This is a genomic window from Nocardia sp. NPDC057440 (genome assembly GCF_042802915.1).
Taxonomy (GTDB): Bacteria; Actinomycetota; Actinomycetes; order Mycobacteriales; family Mycobacteriaceae; genus Nocardia.
Window position 1 is genome coordinate 1 of the sequence record NZ_JBHVDF010000012.1, and the last position, 18,504, is coordinate 18,504.

An 18,504-nucleotide genomic window follows, 5' to 3' on the forward strand; every position below is an offset into this window, starting at 1 on the left:
CCGTCGAAGCGCACGCGCCGAAGGCGCAAGTCTCGACGGCTCGGAAGCGAGACCAAGGGGGCCGCGAACACGCAGCGCCGCAGGCGCTGCCAAAAAACACAGCAGATCAAGCACCATAAAACGGTTCGGCGTAATGGAATTCGCCGACTATCTGCGAGTCGTATGCGGTCAGTGGGCGGACCTGGAAGTGGGAGACCCAGGTGGGTTCGTCAGGGGTGATGCCGAGCCGGGCGGCGGGGACGAAGCCGAACTGGGGGGAGTAGTCGGCACTGCCGAGCAGGGCGACGAGGGGTTCGTCTAGGGCGTCCGCCGCGCCGAGGGCGGCGTGCACGAGGGCCGTGCCGACGCCGCTGCCCTGGTGTTCGGTGTCGACGCCGAGCGGGCCGAGGGCGAGGACCGGAAACGGGCCGACAGCCGCGCGGGTGAGGCACACATGCCCGATGACGATGCCGTGCTCGATGGCGACGAAGGACAGCGTGGGGATCCAGCCTTCGTCGCTGCGGAGGCGGGCGACGAGATCGACCTCGGGCGGGTCGGCGGCGCCGTCGCCGGTCATCTCCACGATGTCGGCGTCGGCGAGGGTGTATTGCGCATCGCCGTCGGCGTACTGCGGTCCGAAGGCGCTGCGATGCACCGCCGCGATGGCAGTGACATCGTCGGCGCGTTCGCGACGGATCAGCACGGTGTCGTCTCCTCCTGAACGAGTAGGGCCATCCGTACATGCTCCCTGCGCGTGCGGCGGCGTCGTGCACGCGCTCGTGTCCGATGCATTACCTGTCCTCCACCGACAATAACGAGTGTGCGGGAAGCACCAGAGGCACGCAATGGAATTCGCCGCCGGTATGCCAGACTCTCACCCCATGGCAAATTCCACGTCGCTGACCCGGGCCGAAGTGGCCGCCATGATCGATCACACCTTGCTCGCACCCGAGGCGAGGACCGCCGATGTCGACGCGCTCATCGCCGAAGCGCGTGCGCTCGGCGTGTACGCGATCTGCGTATCGCCGTCCATGCTGCCGTTGCGGGCCCCGGGCGTGGCGATCGCGACGGTCGCCGGATTCCCTTCCGGTAAACATCATTCGCTGGTGAAAGGCGCGGAGGCCCGCCTCGCCGTCGAGCAAGGCGCGGCCGAGGTGGACATGGTCATCGATGTCGGCGCTGCGCTTGCCGGTGACTACAACGCCGTCCTGGCCGACATCGTCACGGTCCGTGAGGCGATGGGCGAGCGGGCGGTGCTCAAAGTGATCATCGAATCTGCCGCGTTGCCCGACGCCGCGATCGTGGAGGTCTGCCGCGTCGCCGAACGCGCGGGTGCGAACTTTGTGAAGACCTCCACCGGATTTCATCCAGCGGGCGGTGCGAGCGTGCACGCGGTCGCGCTGATGGCCGATACGGTCGGCGGGCGGCTCGGAGTGAAAGCGAGTGGTGGGATCCGGACCGCCGAAGCCGCAGCGGAACTGATCGCCGCCGGCGCGACACGCCTCGGGCTGTCCAAATCCCGTGCGGTGCTTGACGGTTTCCCCGCCTGATTCGTTCAGGGTGCGAATTCTACCGGCGAGGACACGCTTTCGGCGGTGATCAGCAGCGAGCCCCGTTCGTGGCGGCCTCGAGCTCGGTGCGGCCGCCCTCCAGCTTCACCGCGATACCGTCGTCGGTCACCTTGATGTCGGTCGCCTTCAGGCCCATCGGATAGCTCTGCAGGCTCTGGGTGAAGACATCGACAATGCCCTGCACCAGATCAGTGGGCAGGCCCATGCCGAGCAGCTCCGCCGACATGGTGTCCACCTGCACTACGCCGTTCACCACCCGCGGCTGCACCTGCAGCTGGGCGAGCCCACCGAGCACGTCCAGGGTCAGCATGCCGCTGCTCGAAGAGGAGTGCACGTCGCTGACCAGGCCGCCGAGCGTCTGCCGGATACCGTCGTTGCTCCAGGTGACATCGGCCGACGAACTATCGATGGTGCCGCCGCCCTGTTCGGCGTTCTGGACATCGAGGCCCTTGAACCTGGCGTGCACCACCATGCCGACGGCCGGACCGAACTTGGAGTCGGCGCTGTCCACCGTCACCTGGGACACCTTGCCGTCGATCAGAGTGAGCAGCATCGGTCGCCTGCCGAAGCCGACGTCGATCTTCGAGCCCATGTCCTTCTCGAATTGCGTGCTGATGCACCGCGAGAACTTGTGCCTGGCGTACGCCTCGCCGGCGACCAGCGCACCGATGAGCAGCGTCACGACCACGACCAGGGCGATCACCAGGGTGCGCCGAGTGGAGGTCGCGGTGGCAGGAGGCTTCTGACTCATGAGCCCGATTCTTCCCGACATTTCTGTGTTCGCTCTGAGGGCGCGGTGAGGGGATCGATTGTGACATGTGACACAAGTTTCGAGCGTAGCCTGGTGGCCATGGCTGGCGATGCTGCGGCCCGCGCACTCTCCGCGGAGCAGGGATGGCGGGTGCTGCGGCGCCTGGCCGGGCGGCATGCCGGATTCTTCACCACCAGGCAGGTGCTGCGCACCGGTTGTGAGGTGCGGGTGCGGGTGGCGCTCGGAGACGGGTCGGTGACGCGGGCGGGAGTGGGTTTACTTCGGCTGGCCGGTTGGCCTGATGGACCGCTCGACGAGTACGCCATGTGGGCGGCCTGGTTCGACGGCGCCGCCGCGGTGTCGCATCAGAGCGCGGCCGAGCTGCACGGGCTGGGGCGACTACGGCCGCGATTCCTGCATCTGTCGGTCGGTGCCGGGCGTCCGCCGGTGACGCCGCGCCTGGTGGTGTTGCGCCGTCCCCTGATCCCCACCGATGTCGAGTCGGCGGGCTCGTTCCTGGTGACGACGCCGGTGCGGACGGTGCTCGATCTCGCGGAGGCGGACATCGGACAGACCGCCTTGGACGAGGTGGTCGGCGATGCGGTCGCCATCCACCGATGTGCGCGCGACGAAATCCGTTCGGCCAGTGTCCGGCTGCCCCCGCGTGCGGCCGCCCGGGTGTATCGGGCCCTCACCGGCGTATGAGCCGCTCGGTGCGCGGGTGCGAGGTGATTCGGTCCGGCTATGAAGTGCCTCGGCGTCCGGTTTTGCCGGGCGCGCGATCGTGGCAGGGTGACTGAACATGGGGACCGAAGGTCAGAGCAGGTGGGATCTCGTCTTCCCCTCCGGTGCGCCCGAGCGGATCGGCGATATGTTCGCCACCGCCGTGGTCGCCGACGCGGTCCGCGGATATGACGCGGATCTCGCCCAGACGGTAGAGACCTGCCGGGACTGGCGATGCTCCTATCGCACAGTGTTCCGTGGGCTGACCGCGTTGGCTGCCAGCTCGCCCGCCGCGTCGGTCGGCATCGCGACCGAAGGGCTGCGCTCCGCGCGCAATTTGCTTCGGCTGGTCACCGGAGCGACCGTCGCGCCGCTGCGCAGCGTCGACGTCGAAAAGGTCGCCGCACCGGGCACACTCGATACCGTCCGGGTCGAGGGCAGCGCGAAACCACTCGGGCGGCTGGAGGTTCCCTACCGCGACACGGTGTTGGCGGAGGAGTCGTTGCAGCGCAGGCTGACCGATTGGCGTCGCGCCGGCATCGTGGAACCGGGTTTCGCCGCCGCGGTGGAGCGGGTGATCGACCATCCGGAATGGTTGGCACTGCCTGGTTTCCGCGTCATCGTCACTGGGGCGGCGGCCGAGCTCGGCCCGCTTCGCCCGCTGTTGCGGTGGGGTGCGGACGTGCTCGGCATCGATCTGCCGGGGACACAACGCTGGCAGGAACTTTCGCGGCTCGCCGAGAGCGGCGCCGGGGTGCTGCGCTATCCGGTCACGGCCGATCCCGGCGTCGATATCACCAAGCAGTTCCCGGCGCTGGTGCATTGGATCCGCGCGCACCTCGATGCGGAGGTCCGGCCGGTGTTCGGCCTGTACGCGAATGATCAGGGTCCCGAGGGAGTTCGGCTCGCCACCGCGCAGGACGTCCTTGTCGAGGATCTGCTCGAGCACCGCCCGGACGCCGCGCTGGCGTTTCTCGGGTCGCCGATCGACTGTTATGCCGTGCCGGAAGAGGTTGTCGCGGAGGCACATGCGCGACTGCACGGGCGTGGACTGCGCGGCGCGGACCAGAATCTGCTGCGGCTGCTGTCGGTGTCGACGCTGTGTATGCCGAACTATCGCACCACGGTCGCCGATCACCTCGGGGCGATCTGGGGTGTCGCGGATGCGCTTGTTCCATCCATCGGCCCGAATCATGCTCTGGCGCATCGCATCCCGCGCTGGCGCGCGGTGCTCGCGCACACCGCGGATCGCACGGTGTCCTACACCGTCGCGCCACCGACCTCGACGCGAGCGGTGCGGGCCGAGCGTTCGCTTGCGGCGGCCTACCGTGGCGTGCACCGATTCGGCGTCGAGGTGTTCGAGCCCGCCACGGCGCGAGCACTTCTCGCCGCGAAACTGGTCGCCGACCTGATGGCGCCGCCTGCCGTGCCGGACGATGCGAATCCAGAGAGCCTGTTCGCGGTGGGCGCGGCGCACGGCGGGCTGTGGCGTCAGCCCTTCGAGCCGCATTCGATTCTGCCGGTCGCGGCGGCGACAGGCTCGGTCGCGGCGGCGCTGGGCTCGGTCGGGGCCGCGACGGACTACGTGCGATCGTTGTTCGGCGCGACGGCCGACCACGGCACCGAGAGCACACAGTCGCGCATGCGGCGGCGGTAGGTCCGCACCGGAAAACCTTCCTGCCGCAACGACTGCGCGGCGGCCCGCCAGCGGACCCGTGGCCCGAACGGCGCGTGCGGCGCGGCGCGGGCCCAGGCGCGGTCGGCGGCGGTGAGCAGGGCATGGATCGGTTCGCCGGGAATGTTGCGATGGATCAACGCCTTCGGAAGTCGCTCGGCGATGTCGGAGGGGCGTTCGACGGTGAACGGATCCCACGCCAGGGTGAGCGACAGCGGCCCGGAGCGATCCAGCAGCACCCAGGCGCAGCGGCGGCCGAGTTCATCGCAGGTTCCGTCGACCAGCAGGCCGTCGGGGGCGACGCCGGACAGGATGGTCGCCCACGCGTCGGGGACCGCCGACTCCGGATATTGCCGCAGCACATTGAACGCGCGTACCAAGACCGGCCGCAGCCCGGCCAATTCGAAGCCGCCGCGGGTGAACTCGACACCGTCGCGGCCGGGCACCACCCGTTCCGGATCGATCTCCAGACCTATCACACGCACGTCGGCGCGGACGGTCCGCAGCCGGGTCGCCAGCTCCAGCGTGGTCCACGGGCTCGCACCGTAACCGAGGTCGACGACCAGCGGATCCGGCGCGGCCCGCAAGCGCGCACAGACCAGCTCGTCGTTGATCAGCCAGCGGTCGCTGCGCCGCAGCCGGTTGACGCCGGTGGTGCCGCGGGTGATGGTGCCGACCGGTCTGGTCAGCTGGTCGGGTTTTGGTCTTCCAGCCACCGCACGGTCTCTTCGGCCTCGGCACGGAACAGGTCGACGAGGTTCACCAGCATCAGCTGCTCGAGCCGTGGACCAACCATGGGAATGAACACCTTCGCCTCCGAGGAGAAGCGCGCGGTGCAGCCGGTGTCGGTGGGGAACAGGCGGATGGTGCCGCCGAGGCTGCCGGGGCCCGCGGGGATGGACGCGGAGTATTTGCCGAGGACTTCGTCCTCGTTGAACGGGCCGTAGCTCTCCTTGCGGGTGATCACCAAGTCCTTCCGCATCACCGCCTGCGCGATCTCCGGAAGCATCTCTCGCGGCAGGATGTGGTGCAGCACGATCTCGATCCCCGAGTCACTCACCTCGTGGCTCACGACTTCGTTCTCCGAGTACTTCCGCATCTCCGTGACCCGCGCCTCCCAATAGTCGCGGTTCGACAGCGCTGCATACAGCTCTTTGGTGGTGTGCAACGGGTAGCGGGCTGAATAGTCGAGTCGGCGAGCCATGAGCGATTACGTTACCGGGACGGATTGCCGCGCCATCCCTCGGCGGTGACTGTGCATACCGTCCGCACGCCGCCGGACCAGGACATTGCCCAGTTCGCGCTGGTGGCCGCCCGCGCCAGGCCGAGACCGAAATCTTTCGGTCAGACTTGCGAAGTGAACGGGACGCCCCGGAACGAACGCACACCTCCTGACATGTCAGAAGGTGTGCGGCGTCGGGCACGGACTCAGCGCTGAGCGAGCCAGTTGTTGGTGAACTCCTCTTCGGAGGCGAACAGTTCGGTGAGGCGCTCGGCGATCGCGGCTTCGATCTTCCCGCCGAACAGCGGGATCTTCACCTCGATGCTGCCGGTGACCGTGGCGACCGAGCCGGAGCCGTCGGCGGCGAGGGCGATGGCGCCGCGGACCTCGGCGGGTGCGCCGTCGACGCGGGCCTCGAAGGTCGCGGTATCGCCGGACCAGTTCTCGACGCGCGGGATGATCAGATCGCCGGGGCGGACCGCGGTGATGGCGGCGGGCAGCAGTTCGGCGGCGATGGCCTGGACCATCTCGACGCGGACCTCATCGCCGTTGACGGCGACCGAATCGAGTCGGGCGTTGGGTCCACCCACCTCGGCGATGCGGTCCTTCCAATACTGCTCATCAGCGATCGCCGCGCGCACGGCCGCGACCGGATGCGAATAGCGGGCCGTGTACGCCAGGGGTGTAGCCATGTTCGAACACGCTACCGTCTGGCTGTGCGAACTTCACGGGTGGTGTCGTCGGATCAGCTGCGCGAACTGCTGGCCGGCACCGGTGCGCTGGTGCGCGAATCGGTGCGGCTTGCGGAACTGACCACGTTGCGGGTCGGCGGGCCCGCGACGGTGGCCGAGTGCGTGACGACCGAGTCGCTGGTCGCGACCGTGCGCGCGCTGGACGCGGCCGCGATCCCGGTGTTGCTGCTCGCCGGCGGCTCCAATCTGCTGATCGGTGACGAGGGCTTCGACGGTGTCGTCGTCCTGGTGCGGACCGAGGGCGTCGAGATCGGCGCGGACGGTGTGATCGCCGAGGCGGGCGCGAACTGGGACACGGTGGTCGAGGCGACCGTAGCGGCCGGTTTGGGCGGGCTGGAGTGCCTTTCCGGCATTCCGGGATCGGCGGGCGCGACCCCGGTGCAGAACGTCGGCGCGTACGGCGTCGAGGTGGAGCGCCTGCTGCGCCGGGCGCGATTGCTCGATCGCGCCACCGGCGAGATCCGCTGGGTCGAGCCGGGCGAGCTCGGTTTCGGATACCGGACCAGCGTGCTCAAACATCGTGACGACGCCGTGGTGCTCGCCGTCGACTACGCGCTCGATCCCAGCGGGTCCAGCGCGCCGCTGCGCTACGGCGAACTGGCGAGCGCGCTCGGCGCGACCAACGGCGAATCCAGACCGGCGGCGCAGGTACGGGCGGCGGTGCTCGGCTTGCGGGCGGGCAAGGGCATGGTGCTCGACCCGGCCGATCACGACACCTGGAGCGCGGGGTCCTTCTTCACCAACCCGGTCGTTGCGGAGGCCGGGGTGGGCGAGGTGCGGGCCGCGATCATCGCGCAGGTGGGCGATGTCACGATCCCGACCTATCCCGCGCCGGACGGGGTCAAATTCTCCGCGGGCTGGCTCATCGAGCGTGCCGGTTTCGCCAAGGGCTTTCCCGGGCAGGCGGCCCCGGCTCGGCTGTCCACGAAGCACACGCTGGCGCTGACCAACCGCGGCGACGCGACGGCCGCGGACCTGGTGGCGCTGGCCAGGACGGTCCGCGACGGTGTCGCCGAGCGATTCGGGATCCGGCTCGAGCCGGAGCCGGTCACGGTGGGGGTCACGCTCTAGCCGGATGAAACGGACGCCACATTCTTCGCTAGCCGATCTAACGATTTCTCGGGCGTAAATTCGAAGAAGTGAGCAAACGTCCAGTCATCCGAAGACCGGCCGCTGCCGTGTCGGCCGTGCTACTCGTCGTGGTCGCCCTGGCGGCAAGCTGCACGATCGACCGCGGCGGCGAGAGCGACTCCGGTCCGGTCGCGAAAGTGAGCATGGCCCCGGCCGCCGACGCCGAGAACGTCAACCCGACGGCGCCGATCTCGGTCACCGTCGCCGACGGCACCATCGACCAGATCGCGCTGACCAATGCCAGCGGCAAGCGGGTCACCGGGGAACTCGCACCCGACAAGCACAGCTACAAGATCACCGAGGCGCTCGGCTACGACGCCACCTACACCTGGTCGGGCACGGCGACCGGCATCGATCACAAACCGGTTCCCATCGACGGCGCCTTCCGCACGCTCGCGCCGAAGAACGCCGTCCCCGCGACCGTCAATATCGCCGACAACCAGGAAGTCGGCATCGCCGCGCCGATCATCCTGCAGTTCAAGGCTTCTGTGCAGAACAAGGCCGCGGTGGAGAAGGCGCTGACCGTCACGACCAACCCGCCCACCGAGGGCGCGTGGGCCTGGTTCCCCGACGAGAACGGTGGCTCGCGCCTGCATTGGCGGCCGAAGGATTACTGGGCGCCCGGCACCACTGTGCAGGTCACGGCCAAGCTCTACGGACTCGACCTCGGCGGCGGCAACTACGGATACACCGATCTCACTTCGGATTTCCGCATCGGCCGCAGTCAGATCGTGCAGGCCAACGCGCCGAGCCACCGCATGCAGGTGGTGCGCGACGGCCAGGTGGTCTTCGACTTCCCGGTCAGTTACGGCGAGGGCAATGAGCCACGCAATGTGACCCGCTCCGGTGTGCACGTGGTCACCGAGAAATACGAAGACTTCATGATGTCGAATCCGCCTTTCTACACCAACGTTCGTGAACGCTGGGCGGTACGCATTTCCAATAACGGCGAATTCATCCACGCGAATCCGGAATCGCTGTCGGCGCAGGGGGCGTCGAATGTCACCAATGGCTGCATCAATCTTTCGCCGAGTGACGCGCAGGCGTACTTCCCGACGGCGCTCTACGGCGATCCGGTCGAAGTGACCGGCACGTCGATCCAGATGTCGGCCGCCGACGGCGATCTCTACGACTGGACCATCGACTGGAGTACCTGGAAGGGCTTGTCCGTGTTGGACGACTCGCACGCTCCCGGCATCTCCGCGACACCGGTCGCGCCGGGGCCGCCGCGCTGATCCGCGACCAGTGCGCAGATCCGCCCCCGTTCGATGATCCGAACGGGGGGCGGATTGTCTTGTGCGCCAGGTGACTACCGGGTCGATGCGGCCTTCTCGGGCGCCACGTTCGCCTTCTCCAGCGCGATGGCCTCCTCGACGGTGCCCAGGTTGCGTCCGGCGAGCAGGTCGCGGATTTCGATGAGCAGTTCGGTCTCGGTCGGCTCGGCGGCCTTGGTGGTGCCGAAGCGGTTCTTGAGGGTCTTCATCGGCACCATCAGCACGAAGTACAGCACCGCGGCGACCATGACGAAATCGATGAGCCCGGTGATGATCGGGCCGACCGCGATGAAGGTGGCCGGCTTGTCCGCTACCAATTGGACGCCGAGTCCCAGCTCGTTGGTCTTGCCGAAAACGGCGAGCAAGGGATTGATGATGCCCTTGGTCACCGCCGTCACCACCGCGGTGAACGCGGTGCCCATGACCACCGCGACAGCGAGGTCGATAACGTTCCCGCGCATCAGGAAATCTTTGAAACCCTTGAGCATGAGCCGAGCAACTCCAATCTGGTGTATTCGAATTTCAAATCCCAGATGCTAACCGCTCGTGCACGCTGGAGCGAATCTTCAGCAACCGCTACGGGGCACTCGGCCAGCCCTGGCTCCGGGCCACGATAGACGGCGCGGCGCGGTGCTGCGACCCGAGCGCGGACCCGATGTCAGCCGCGGCGCGCGAAGCGACCCGGCACCGCCTGGTCACGCGGCGCGACGATGATCTGGTCCAGGTTGACGTGTGACGGTCGAGACGCGACAAAGCCGACAATCTCCGCGATGTCCTGCGCGACCAGCGGATCGATGCCTTCGTACACCTTGGCGGCGCGTTCGGCGTCACCGTCGAAGCGGACCAGGGAGAACTCGGTTTCGACGGCGCCGGGCGCGATCTCGGTAAGCCGGACCGGTTGGCCGAGCAGCTCGCCGCGCAGCGTGCGGTGCAGGACGGCCTGGGCGTGCTTGGCGGAGGTGTAGCCGGAGCCGTTGTCGTAGGCGTGGAAGGCGGCCACCGACGTGATGGTGACGATGAGGCCGTCGCCCGAGGCGATCAGCTTCGGCAGCAGCGACTTGGTGATGCGCAGCGTGCCGAGCACATTGGTCTCCCACATCCAGCGCCACTCGTCGAGATCCGCCTCAGCTACCGGGGCGAGGCCCTTCGCGCCGCCCGCATTGTTGACGAGCACATGCGCGCTGTCGATCGCGTCGGTGAAGGCCTGCACCGATTCGTCGGAGGTCACATCGAGTTCGAGCGCGGTGCCGCCGATTTCGTCGGCGAGGGTCTGCAGCCGATCGAGCCTGCGGGCGCCGACGTAGACGTGGTAACCCTGTTTGGCGAGCTCCCTGGCGGTGGCTTCCCCGATTCCCGAGCTGGCTCCGGTGACGACGGCGGTGCGGATACTCATGATCTCGATCCTAAGTGCAGGGAGTTTGCCGGCGGCCGGGGTTGTTGCCCGGATCACGGTCGGCACGCGCCGCACCGTTAGCCTCGCAGACATGGCTATTCGGGATGCGGTCAGTGCGGACGGAACCTCCATCGTCTATCGGGTCAGTGGGCCCGTCGACGGGCGACCGCTGCTGCTGCTGCACGGTTGGTCGGCGAATCTGCGGTGCTGGGGTGCGGCCGCCGACGAGTTGGCCGAGCGCTTCCGTGTCATCGCTGTCGATCTGCGCGGGCATGGCTACTCCGATGCGCCGGAGGCCGGATACGACGATCCCGAGAACTGGGCCGCCGATATCGCGGCGGTGCTTGCGAGGGAGGGCATCGAGTCCGGCGCGGTGCTGCTTGGCTGGTCCTACGGCGGCATTGTGCTCAGCGACTACCTGACCGCCTATGGCACCGGCGCGATCGCCGGCGTCGTCTACACCGGTTCGATGGCCAATATCGGCCGTGCACCGGGTGCGGAGACCGGTTCGGCCATGCAGGAAGCCATTCCCGGCGTCTTCGAGGAGAGCGCCGGGCGCGCGGTGCGCGCATTCGGCGTCTTCGGCAATGCCAACACCGGCCCGGGCCAGGACAAGGGCGTCGATGCCCAGCGACTGTTCGGCGCGAGCCTGGCGACACCGCCGCGAGTGCGCAAGGCGCTGTTCTATCGGACCGTCGACAACACCGAGACGCTGCGCGCCCTCGATGTCCCGGTGCTGGTGCTGCACGGCACCAGTGATCCGGTCGTCCCGATCGAGAACGGCCGCTACATCCTCGATTCGGTGCCGGGTGCGCGCGCCTCGTTCTGGGAGGGCGCGCAGCACGGTCTGTTCATCGAGGACCCCGCGCGGTTCGTGGCCGAGGTCGGCGCGTTCGTCGACAGCCTGGAGGTCGCGCCGAAGTAGCCGTCCGAAACCCGCCGGTACGGTCTGCGCTCCGCGTGCAGACTGGGCCTTGGTCGAGGAGCGTCCTCGGACGGCGCGAGATTCGTGAGTGTGCTCACGAACGACCTGTGATGGCCGTCACTTGCCCCGGTAGCGGCGTCTGAGTTCGTTGATCCAACGTGCACTATGGATGGTGTGAGTCAACGCCCGGACCTACGGCCCAATCGGATTGCCGTGCTATCGGTGCACACCTCACCACTTGCTCAACCGGGCACTGGCGACGCGGGCGGCATGAACGTGTACGTGCTGCAAACCGCCATTCAGCTGGCCCGTCGCGGTACCGAGGTGGAGATCTTCACCAGGGCCACCTCCTCGAATGTCCCGCCCGTGCAGGAGGCGGCGCCCGGGGTGCTTGTGCGCAATGTGGTGGCGGGTCCGTTCGAGGGGCTGGACAAACACGACCTGCCGACCCAGTTGTGCCCGTTCACCGCCGAGGTGCTGCGGCAGGAAGCCAGGCATCAGCCCGGCTATTACGACCTCGTGCACTCGCACTACTGGCTGTCCGGTCAGGTCGGGTGGCTGGCCAGAGACCGCTGGCGGGTGCCGCTCGTGCACACCGCGCACACCCTGGCCGCGGTGAAGAACGCCGCACTCGCCGACGGCGACTGTCCCGAACCCGTCACCCGTGAGATCGGTGAGAAGCAGGTGATCGCCGAAGCGGATCGGATGGTCGCCAACACCGCCGATGAGGCGCGCCAGCTCATCGAGCTCTACGGCGCCCAGCCCGAACGCATCGACGTGGTGCCGCCCGGCGCCGATCTGACCCGCTACCGCCCCGGCGACAAGGCCGCGGCCCGCGCGGAATTGGGGCTGGCCGCCGACGAGCAGATCGTCGCGTTCGTCGGCCGGATCCAGCCACTGAAGGCGCCCGACGTGCTGGTGCGCGCCGCGGCCGAGGTGCTGCGGGCCCAGCCCGCGCGCAAGCTGCGGGTGCTCATCGTCGGCGGCCCTTCCGGAACGGGACTCGAGCGCCCCGACGTGCTGATCGAGCTGGCGGCCGCCCTCGGCATCGCCGACCGCGTGACCTTCCTGCCGCCGCAGCCGCCCGACCGCCTCGTCCAGGTGTACCGCGCCGCCGATCTGGTCGCGGTGCCCAGCTACAACGAATCGTTCGGCCTGGTCGCCATCGAAGCGCAGGCCAGCGGCACGCCGGTGCTGGCAGCGGACGTGGGCGGGCTCGGCACCGCGGTCCGCCACGACGAGACCGGTCTGCTGCTTCCCGGCCATGCCACCACCGATTGGGCGAGCGCGCTCGGCGACCTGCTGGACGACCCGCAACGGCTGGCGCGCATGAGCGCCCGCGCCGTCGGACACGCCGCCAACTTCTCCTGGGAACACACCGCCGAAGGACTGCTCGTCAGCTACTCCGCGGCGCTGGCCGATTTCCGTGCGGTGCGCACCCGGCTCGGTGGCGGGCGCGACATGGTGTCCGACCACCCACAGCTGCTCAGCGGCGACGCCGAGTTCGCGGTACCCGGTGAGCGCGCTAGCCTCGCCATGGAACGCACTGCCGCTCTCCTCGGCGAGAGCAGCCAGGCCAGATCACGGGCGCTGTGGCGGCGCCGGACGGGAGCACACCGGTGAGTAGCGGGGCGCACGCGACCGCACAGCTGATCGATGCGACGCTACGTGACAGGGAGATCGAATACACCCGGCCGAGCGCGGATGTCTTCGTCGTCATCCTGCCCGGTGAGCGCAAGCTGAAGACCACCGTCATGCTCACCGTCGGCAAGCACGGCGTGCGGATCGAATCGTTCGTCTGCCGCAAGCCCGACGAAAACTTCGAGGGCGTCTATAAATTCCTGCTGCGGCGCAACCGCAGGCTCTACGGCGTGGCATACACCCTCGACCGCGTCGGCGATATCTACCTGGTCGGCCGCATCGCGACCCACGCCGTCACCGCCGATGAACTGGACCGGGTGTTCGGCCAGATCCTCGAGGCCGCCGACGCCGACTTCAACACCCTGCTCGAGCTCGGCTTCGCCGAATCCATTCGGAGAGAGTGGAAGTGGCGTGTCTCGCGCGGCGAATCGCTGAAGAATCTGCGCGCCTTCGAGCATTTGGTGGACGCGGCCGATAAGCCATGAGCGAGTCCGGCTGCCTTGCCGAATCCGCTCAGGAGGGCGGGTATCGAACGCTGATCGCGGGCGGGACCAGTGGCGCCGAATTCGCGGACGCGGTGCCGGCGTCGGTGCTCGGAAAGCCGCCTTCGACGCCGTAGGGTGCGGGATCTCTCCCGGGCGGGCCCGCGGTGCGCGACAATCGCGCGGGGACTCGGTGAGCGTGGAGGCGGCCCGGCTATGACAGTTCTTGCTCTTGATATCGGCGCGACAAAGTTCGCGGCCGGACGGGTGCACGGGGGCCGTGAGGTGCGTGACGTGCGGCAGGTCGACGTGCCGCACGAGGCGGTGTGGGAAGCGTGCCGCACGCTGTTGGCGGAGGTCGCGGGTGTGGACGTCATCACCGCCATCGGGATCGGCTCGGCCGGTCCTGTCGATACCCGATCCGGTGTCGCGAGCCCGCTGAACATCCCCGAGTGGAAGTCCGGATTCCCGATCGTCGCCGAGGTGCAGAAGCTCTTTCCCGACGCCACAATACGATTCGCCATCGACGGCGCCTGCTTGGCGCTGGCCGAACATCATGTCGGCGCATTGCGCGGCGTCGCGAACGGGCTGGCGATGACGGTGTCGTCGGGGATCGGCGGCGGGATCATCGCGGATGGCCGGGTGCTGCTCGGCCGCACCGGCAATGCGGGGCATATCGGTCACATTGTGGTGCCGGGCTGGGATGTGCCGTGTGAATGCGGCGGGGTCGGGTGCGTCGAGGCGATCGCCAGTGGCATGTCGTCGGTGCGCTGGGCCCGTGCGCAGGGGTGGTCCGGTGCGACCGGCGCCGCGCTGGCGAAAGCGGCGCACTCCGGCGACGACATCGCGCTCGCGGCGCTGCATCGATCCGGGACCGCGCTCGGGCAGGCCATCGCCTCGGCGGCCGCGCTGCAGGATATCGACCTGGTGGTGATCGGCGGTGGTTTCGCGCAGTCGGGTGCACCGCTCTGGGAGCCGTTGCGCGCGGCGGTCGCCCGGCACGCGCGATTGGACTTCCTCGGTGGACTCCACGTCGTGCAGTCACGAATCACCAACGGCGCCACCCTGGTCGGCGCAGGCGTGCTCGCCGCGGGTCACACGGCGGCCGACACTGTGGTCTGAAGGGCCGGGCTTGCTCTGCTCGGCCATCGGGAACGGATGCGAGGCAGGTTTGCGCACATGCCAGAATGGCCTGCATGACGTACACCCTCGTGCTGCTGCGCCACGGCGAGAGCGAATGGAATGCCCTGAATCTGTTCACCGGCTGGGTGGATGTGCACCTGACCGACAAGGGCATCGCCGAGGGCAAGCGGGCCGGCGAGCTGCTGGCCGAGCACGGCATCCTGCCGGACATCGTCTACACCTCGCTGCTGCGTCGCGCGATCAGCACCGCGAACATCGCGCTGGACGCGGCCGACCGGCACTGGATCCCGGTGGTCCGCGACTGGCGGCTCAACGAGCGGCACTACGGCGAGCTGCAGGGCAAGAACAAGGCGCAGATCCGTGACATGTACGGCGACGAGCAGTTCATGCTGTGGCGTCGCAGCTACGACACCCCGCCGCCGCCGATCGACCCGGCCAACGACTACAGCCAGGAGGGCGACCCGCGCTACGCGGGCATCGAGGTGCCGAAGACGGAGTGCCTGCTCGACGTGGTGAACCGGATGGTCCCCTACTGGGAGTCGACCATCTCCAAGGAGCTCGTCGCGGGCAAGACCGTGCTGGTCGCCGCGCACGGCAACTCGCTGCGCGCCCTGGTGAAGCACCTCGATCAGATCTCCGACGACGACATCTCGGAGCTGAACATCCCCACCGGCATCCCGCTGCGCTACGAGCTCGACGAAAACCTGCGCCCGGTCCGCCCGCGCGAGTACCTCGATCCGGAGGCTGCCGCCGCGGGCGCCGCCGCGGTGGCAAGCCAGGGCGGCAAGTAGCCCTGAGGCGGCAATCCCCGCACGCAGATGCGCTGCGGTCGAGCAATCGGCCGCAGCGCGTCGCTGTTTTGGTGAGTGGCAATTCTGATCTTCGAGCGCGGCTACAGCCGTGATATGCAGCCGATATGGCATGCTGTTCGCTGTATGTGAATCGATATTCGGCTCAAATTCGGTCGACCGGAAGTTCGAACTTACTCGTCGGTATGTAAACTTCCGCTCGTTCGATCAGTCCGAGAGGTGGATCACGTCCGATGAAGCACGCGTTGCGGGTCACGGTGGCGGCAGTTGCCACCGCGGTGCTCGTTCCATTCCTCACTTCCGGCGCGAGCGCGGCACCGGTCGCAGCTGGTCCTGACGGCGGCGCGGCCGGCGCGTCCTGGGCGGCGGCCCAGGACGGCCCCCAGCAGTTCCCGAACGTGAACATCCAATGGGATGTGCCGATCACCATGAGCGACGGCACTGTTCTCAAGGGCAACGTGTACCGCCCCGCGGACGCGGCGGGCAGGCCGATCGACACCCCGACGCCGACCGTCGTCAACATGACGCCCTATACCAAGCTGGTGTCGAACCTCGCCGACAGCGCGATGTCCATTCCCGGCCTCTCCGACGCACTGATCGAGCTGTTCCGTCAGATCGATATGAGCGGCACGCCGCTCTCCGGACTCACCGACCTCACCAAGGCATTCGGCGGCGGCGAGCTGCGCAACTTCGCTGTCGACCGCCAGCTCATCAAGAGCGGTTACACCCAGGTCGTCGTCGACGTGCGCGGCACCGGTTTCTCGCAGGGCGTGTGGGACATGCTGCGCCAGCGCGAGCAACAGGACACCGTCGAGGTGATCGACTGGGCCTCCCGTCAGCCCTGGTCGAACGGCAGTATCGGCATGAACGGCATCTCGTATTCCGGTATCAATCAGGTGCAGGTCGCCGCGAAGAATCCGCCCGCGCTGAAGGCGATCTTCCCGGTGGTGCCCGGCAGCGACCTCGTCAACGATGTGCTCGCGCCCGGCGGCGGCTTCGGCTTCAACTTCATTCCGCTGTGGCTCACCGCCATCAACGGCCTCAAGCTGCTTCCGGACCTGGCATCGGTGGTCAACGGCCAGTTCGACACGCAATGGCTCGCGGATCGGGCTAAGGACCCGTTGACCTTCATGGACGTGCTGCTCAACGTCTACACCACCACCCGCGTCGAGGATCTCGATCCGCGCGCGAAGGAACTGCTGACCGGCACCTCGACCTCGAGGGAAGCCTGGTTGAGCGATCCCGGCAAGATCCAGGTGCCGACCTTCGTGACCGGCGGCTGGCATGACCTGTTCACTTACTCGGAATCCAAGATCTACAACGAGATTCCGCTGCCCGCAGGCCAGAAGCAGCTGCTGATGGGCAACACCTATCACATCAATTCCGGCAATGAATACGGCAAGCCCGGCCTGCCGCCGCGGCTGGATGTGCTGCAGCGGGCCTGGTTCGACAAGTGGCTCAAGGGCATCGACAACGGTATCGATACCTATGGTCCGGTCACGCTGCGTCAGCAGGGCGGCGGCTGGATCACCACCGATTCGTTCGCCGATCCGGATGCCGCCGCGGCGTCGCAGGCGGCGGTGCACCGCAGGATGTATCTGTCCGCCGACCACAGCGGCACCGCGAACAGCCTGTACGACGGATCGCTGCTGCCGCAGGCAAGCCCCGACTCGGCGCGGCTGACGGTCGCGCCCGGCCTGACTACCCTGTGCTCCAACGACGCAGCGCAGGGTAGCGCGGGCGCGCTCTCGATCATCGACGGCTGCGCCAAGGACTCGCGGGTCGCCGAGACGAACGGGCTGACGTTCACCAGCGCCCCCGTCGCCGACACCACCACGATATCCGGCCGGATCGCGGTGCGGCTCAACACCGTTCAGGATGGCGCGGACGGCTACTGGGTGGCCACCGTGAACGATGTCGCGCCGGACGGGCAGTCGACCGTGCTCTCCTCCGGGCAGATCATGGCGTCGCTGCGCGAGGTCGATGCGGCCAACAGCAGCAGGTCCGCCAACGGCGACTACACCGACCCGCGCGCCTACACCTCGCTGGACCGCAGGCAGCCGACGGTGCCCGGCCAGGAGACCACCCTCGATATCGCGCTGCCCGCTACCGAGGCGATCCTGAAGCCGGGCCACCGCCTGCGCGTCGATGTCTTCGCGGGCAACTTCCCGAAGGGTCTGCCGGTGCTGCCGATGCTGCTCGACACGGGTTTGAAGCCGCAGCATGTGCAACTGGATCCGAACCGTCCGAGCTTCGTCAATATCCCGGTGCGCGGTAATTCCGGTTGGTGATAGGCGGGGCGGGCCGGTCGGCTCGTTTGTTGATGTCTCCCGATCTCACTGATCAGGAGACATGCTTCAGTCCTCGACGGCGAAGGCGGCACCCAGCGGCGGGAAGATCGCCCTGGCATCCTGCCCGCTGAACCAGAGGCCGACGGTGAATACCGATGTCGCCTCCAGGTATTTCGCACGGTGCAGGCCACCGGACGAAACCGGTTGCAGCTTCAGGTCTTCGGCCAGGGCGCAGACCTGCCGCACGGCGGCCGGGTCGTCACCACAGATCGGGACACCCAGCCTGCGGCCCTCGAATTCTCGCGCGTCCGAAGCCCATACCTCGGCGGCGCACACGTTGAACGCCTTCACCACGCGCGCCCCGGGTGCGGTCGCCGCAATGCGCTCGGCGACCGCGTCTTCGGAGAGCACGAATGCCGTCGCGCCCGCGGGCGCGGCCTCGTCCGGCATGAACGCATTGGTGCAATCGATCACCGTGCGGCCCAGCAGTTTTCCATCGACTTCGCCTAATACCTCGTCAAGGGCGCTGACCGGCAGCGCGAGCAGGACGGCCTCGCCGAACTCGGCGGCGTCCACAATGCTGCCTGCCCGTGCGCCGTGTCCGATCGTGGCGACCAGCTGGTCCGCCGACGCTTGCGAGCGCGCGCCGATGACGATGTCGTGCCCGGCCGCTGCCCAACCCCCGCCGAGCGCCTGTGCCATCTGCCCGGCGCCGATGATTCCGATTCGCATCTCAACTCCT

At 68.0% G+C, this 18,504-nt stretch carries 20 protein-coding genes; 12 read left to right on the top strand and 8 right to left on the bottom strand.

Annotated features, from left to right (window positions below; translation table 11 throughout):
- Nucleotides 1–106: 106 nt before the first annotated feature.
- A complete protein-coding gene (locus ACFU4Z_RS23685; protein WP_379066550.1) occupies nucleotides 107–682 on the bottom strand; it encodes a GNAT family N-acetyltransferase in 576 nt (191 codons plus the stop codon).
- A gap of 178 nt (nucleotides 683–860) precedes the next feature.
- Here ACFU4Z_RS23685 and deoC point away from each other — a divergent pair, with 178 nt between their 5' ends.
- Entirely contained in the window at nucleotides 861–1,529 is a 669-nt protein-coding gene (gene deoC / locus ACFU4Z_RS23690; RefSeq protein WP_379066552.1) for a deoxyribose-phosphate aldolase, read from the top strand.
- 49 nt (nucleotides 1,530–1,578) lie between these two features.
- Here deoC and ACFU4Z_RS23695 read toward each other — a convergent pair whose 3' ends face one another.
- The gene (locus tag ACFU4Z_RS23695) at nucleotides 1,579–2,301 is read right to left on the bottom strand and encodes a DUF2993 domain-containing protein (RefSeq protein WP_379066554.1); all 723 of its coding nucleotides are present in this window, start codon (nucleotides 2,299–2,301) and stop codon (nucleotides 1,579–1,581) included.
- A gap of 99 nt (nucleotides 2,302–2,400) precedes the next feature.
- On the opposite strand from ACFU4Z_RS23695, the gene ACFU4Z_RS23700 reads away from it, so the two are divergent.
- Entirely contained in the window at nucleotides 2,401–3,006 is a 606-nt protein-coding gene (locus tag ACFU4Z_RS23700) for a hypothetical protein (protein WP_379066556.1), read from the top strand.
- A gap of 97 nt (nucleotides 3,007–3,103) precedes the next feature.
- On the top strand, nucleotides 3,104–4,681 hold the full coding sequence (locus tag ACFU4Z_RS23705) for a hypothetical protein (protein ID WP_379066558.1): 1,578 nt from the start codon (nucleotides 3,104–3,106) through the stop codon (nucleotides 4,679–4,681).
- Here the strand turns inward: ACFU4Z_RS23705 and ACFU4Z_RS23710 are convergent.
- From ACFU4Z_RS23710 to ACFU4Z_RS23720, 3 genes are all read right to left on the bottom strand, one after another.
- Nucleotides 4,606–5,415 (bottom strand): class I SAM-dependent methyltransferase, encoded by an 810-nt coding sequence (locus tag ACFU4Z_RS23710; RefSeq protein WP_379066560.1) that lies wholly within the window; start codon nucleotides 5,413–5,415, stop codon nucleotides 4,606–4,608. The genes ACFU4Z_RS23705 and ACFU4Z_RS23710 overlap by 76 nt on opposite strands.
- Complete coding sequence (locus ACFU4Z_RS23715; RefSeq protein ID WP_379066562.1) at nucleotides 5,385–5,903, bottom strand: DUF2505 domain-containing protein; 519 nt, start codon at nucleotides 5,901–5,903, stop codon at nucleotides 5,385–5,387. Before ACFU4Z_RS23715 ends, ACFU4Z_RS23710 begins: the two co-directional genes overlap by 31 nt.
- Nucleotides 5,904–6,127: 224 nt before the next feature.
- Complete coding sequence (locus ACFU4Z_RS23720; protein WP_379066564.1) at nucleotides 6,128–6,613, bottom strand: DUF2505 domain-containing protein; 486 nt, start codon at nucleotides 6,611–6,613, stop codon at nucleotides 6,128–6,130.
- Between the two features lie 42 nt (nucleotides 6,614–6,655).
- Here ACFU4Z_RS23720 and ACFU4Z_RS23725 point away from each other — a divergent pair, with 42 nt between their 5' ends.
- On the top strand, nucleotides 6,656–7,744 hold the full coding sequence (locus ACFU4Z_RS23725; RefSeq protein ID WP_379066889.1) for a UDP-N-acetylmuramate dehydrogenase: 1,089 nt from the start codon (nucleotides 6,656–6,658) through the stop codon (nucleotides 7,742–7,744).
- Nucleotides 7,745–7,812: 68 nt separating this feature from the next.
- A complete protein-coding gene (locus tag ACFU4Z_RS23730; protein ID WP_379066566.1) occupies nucleotides 7,813–9,039 on the top strand; it encodes an Ig-like domain-containing protein in 1,227 nt (408 codons plus the stop codon).
- Nucleotides 9,040–9,113: 74 nt separating this feature from the next.
- On the opposite strand, the gene mscL is transcribed toward ACFU4Z_RS23730, so the two are convergent.
- On the bottom strand, nucleotides 9,114–9,566 hold the full coding sequence (gene mscL / locus ACFU4Z_RS23735; protein ID WP_379066568.1) for a large conductance mechanosensitive channel protein MscL: 453 nt from the start codon (nucleotides 9,564–9,566) through the stop codon (nucleotides 9,114–9,116).
- 170 nt (nucleotides 9,567–9,736) lie between these two features.
- Nucleotides 9,737–10,471 (bottom strand): SDR family NAD(P)-dependent oxidoreductase, encoded by a 735-nt coding sequence (locus ACFU4Z_RS23740; protein ID WP_379066570.1) that lies wholly within the window; start codon nucleotides 10,469–10,471, stop codon nucleotides 9,737–9,739.
- 91 nt (nucleotides 10,472–10,562) lie between these two features.
- On the opposite strand from ACFU4Z_RS23740, the gene ACFU4Z_RS23745 reads away from it, so the two are divergent.
- The 7 genes from ACFU4Z_RS23745 to ACFU4Z_RS23775 all read left to right on the top strand — a co-directional run bounded on the left by ACFU4Z_RS23745 (nucleotide 10,563) and on the right by ACFU4Z_RS23775 (nucleotide 17,762).
- Complete coding sequence (locus ACFU4Z_RS23745) at nucleotides 10,563–11,396, top strand: alpha/beta fold hydrolase (protein WP_379066572.1); 834 nt, start codon at nucleotides 10,563–10,565, stop codon at nucleotides 11,394–11,396.
- 165 nt (nucleotides 11,397–11,561) lie between these two features.
- Nucleotides 11,562–13,019 carry a D-inositol-3-phosphate glycosyltransferase gene (gene mshA, locus ACFU4Z_RS23750; protein WP_379066574.1) on the top strand — a complete coding sequence of 486 codons (1,458 nt, stop codon included), beginning with the start codon at nucleotides 11,562–11,564 and terminating at the stop codon, nucleotides 13,017–13,019.
- Entirely contained in the window at nucleotides 13,016–13,522 is a 507-nt protein-coding gene (locus tag ACFU4Z_RS23755) for a YbjN domain-containing protein (RefSeq protein ID WP_379066576.1), read from the top strand. Before mshA ends, ACFU4Z_RS23755 begins: the two co-directional genes overlap by 4 nt.
- Nucleotides 13,519–13,656, top strand: a complete 138-nt coding sequence (locus tag ACFU4Z_RS23760) for a hypothetical protein (RefSeq protein WP_379066578.1) — start codon at nucleotides 13,519–13,521, stop codon at nucleotides 13,654–13,656. Before ACFU4Z_RS23755 ends, ACFU4Z_RS23760 begins: the two co-directional genes overlap by 4 nt.
- 79 nt (nucleotides 13,657–13,735) lie before the next feature.
- A complete protein-coding gene (locus tag ACFU4Z_RS23765; protein WP_379066580.1) occupies nucleotides 13,736–14,641 on the top strand; it encodes an ROK family protein in 906 nt (301 codons plus the stop codon).
- Between the two features lie 74 nt (nucleotides 14,642–14,715).
- Entirely contained in the window at nucleotides 14,716–15,453 is a 738-nt protein-coding gene (locus tag ACFU4Z_RS23770) for a phosphoglyceromutase (RefSeq protein ID WP_379066582.1), read from the top strand.
- Between the two features lie 251 nt (nucleotides 15,454–15,704).
- The gene (locus ACFU4Z_RS23775) at nucleotides 15,705–17,762 is read left to right on the top strand and encodes a CocE/NonD family hydrolase (RefSeq protein WP_379066584.1); all 2,058 of its coding nucleotides are present in this window, start codon (nucleotides 15,705–15,707) and stop codon (nucleotides 17,760–17,762) included.
- Between the two features lie 66 nt (nucleotides 17,763–17,828).
- On the opposite strand, the gene ACFU4Z_RS23780 is transcribed toward ACFU4Z_RS23775, so the two are convergent.
- Nucleotides 17,829–18,494: an NADPH-dependent F420 reductase gene (locus ACFU4Z_RS23780; protein WP_379066586.1), complete on the bottom strand. Its 666-nt coding sequence runs from the start codon at nucleotides 18,492–18,494 to the stop codon at nucleotides 17,829–17,831.
- Between the last annotated feature and the right edge of the window lie 10 nt (nucleotides 18,495–18,504).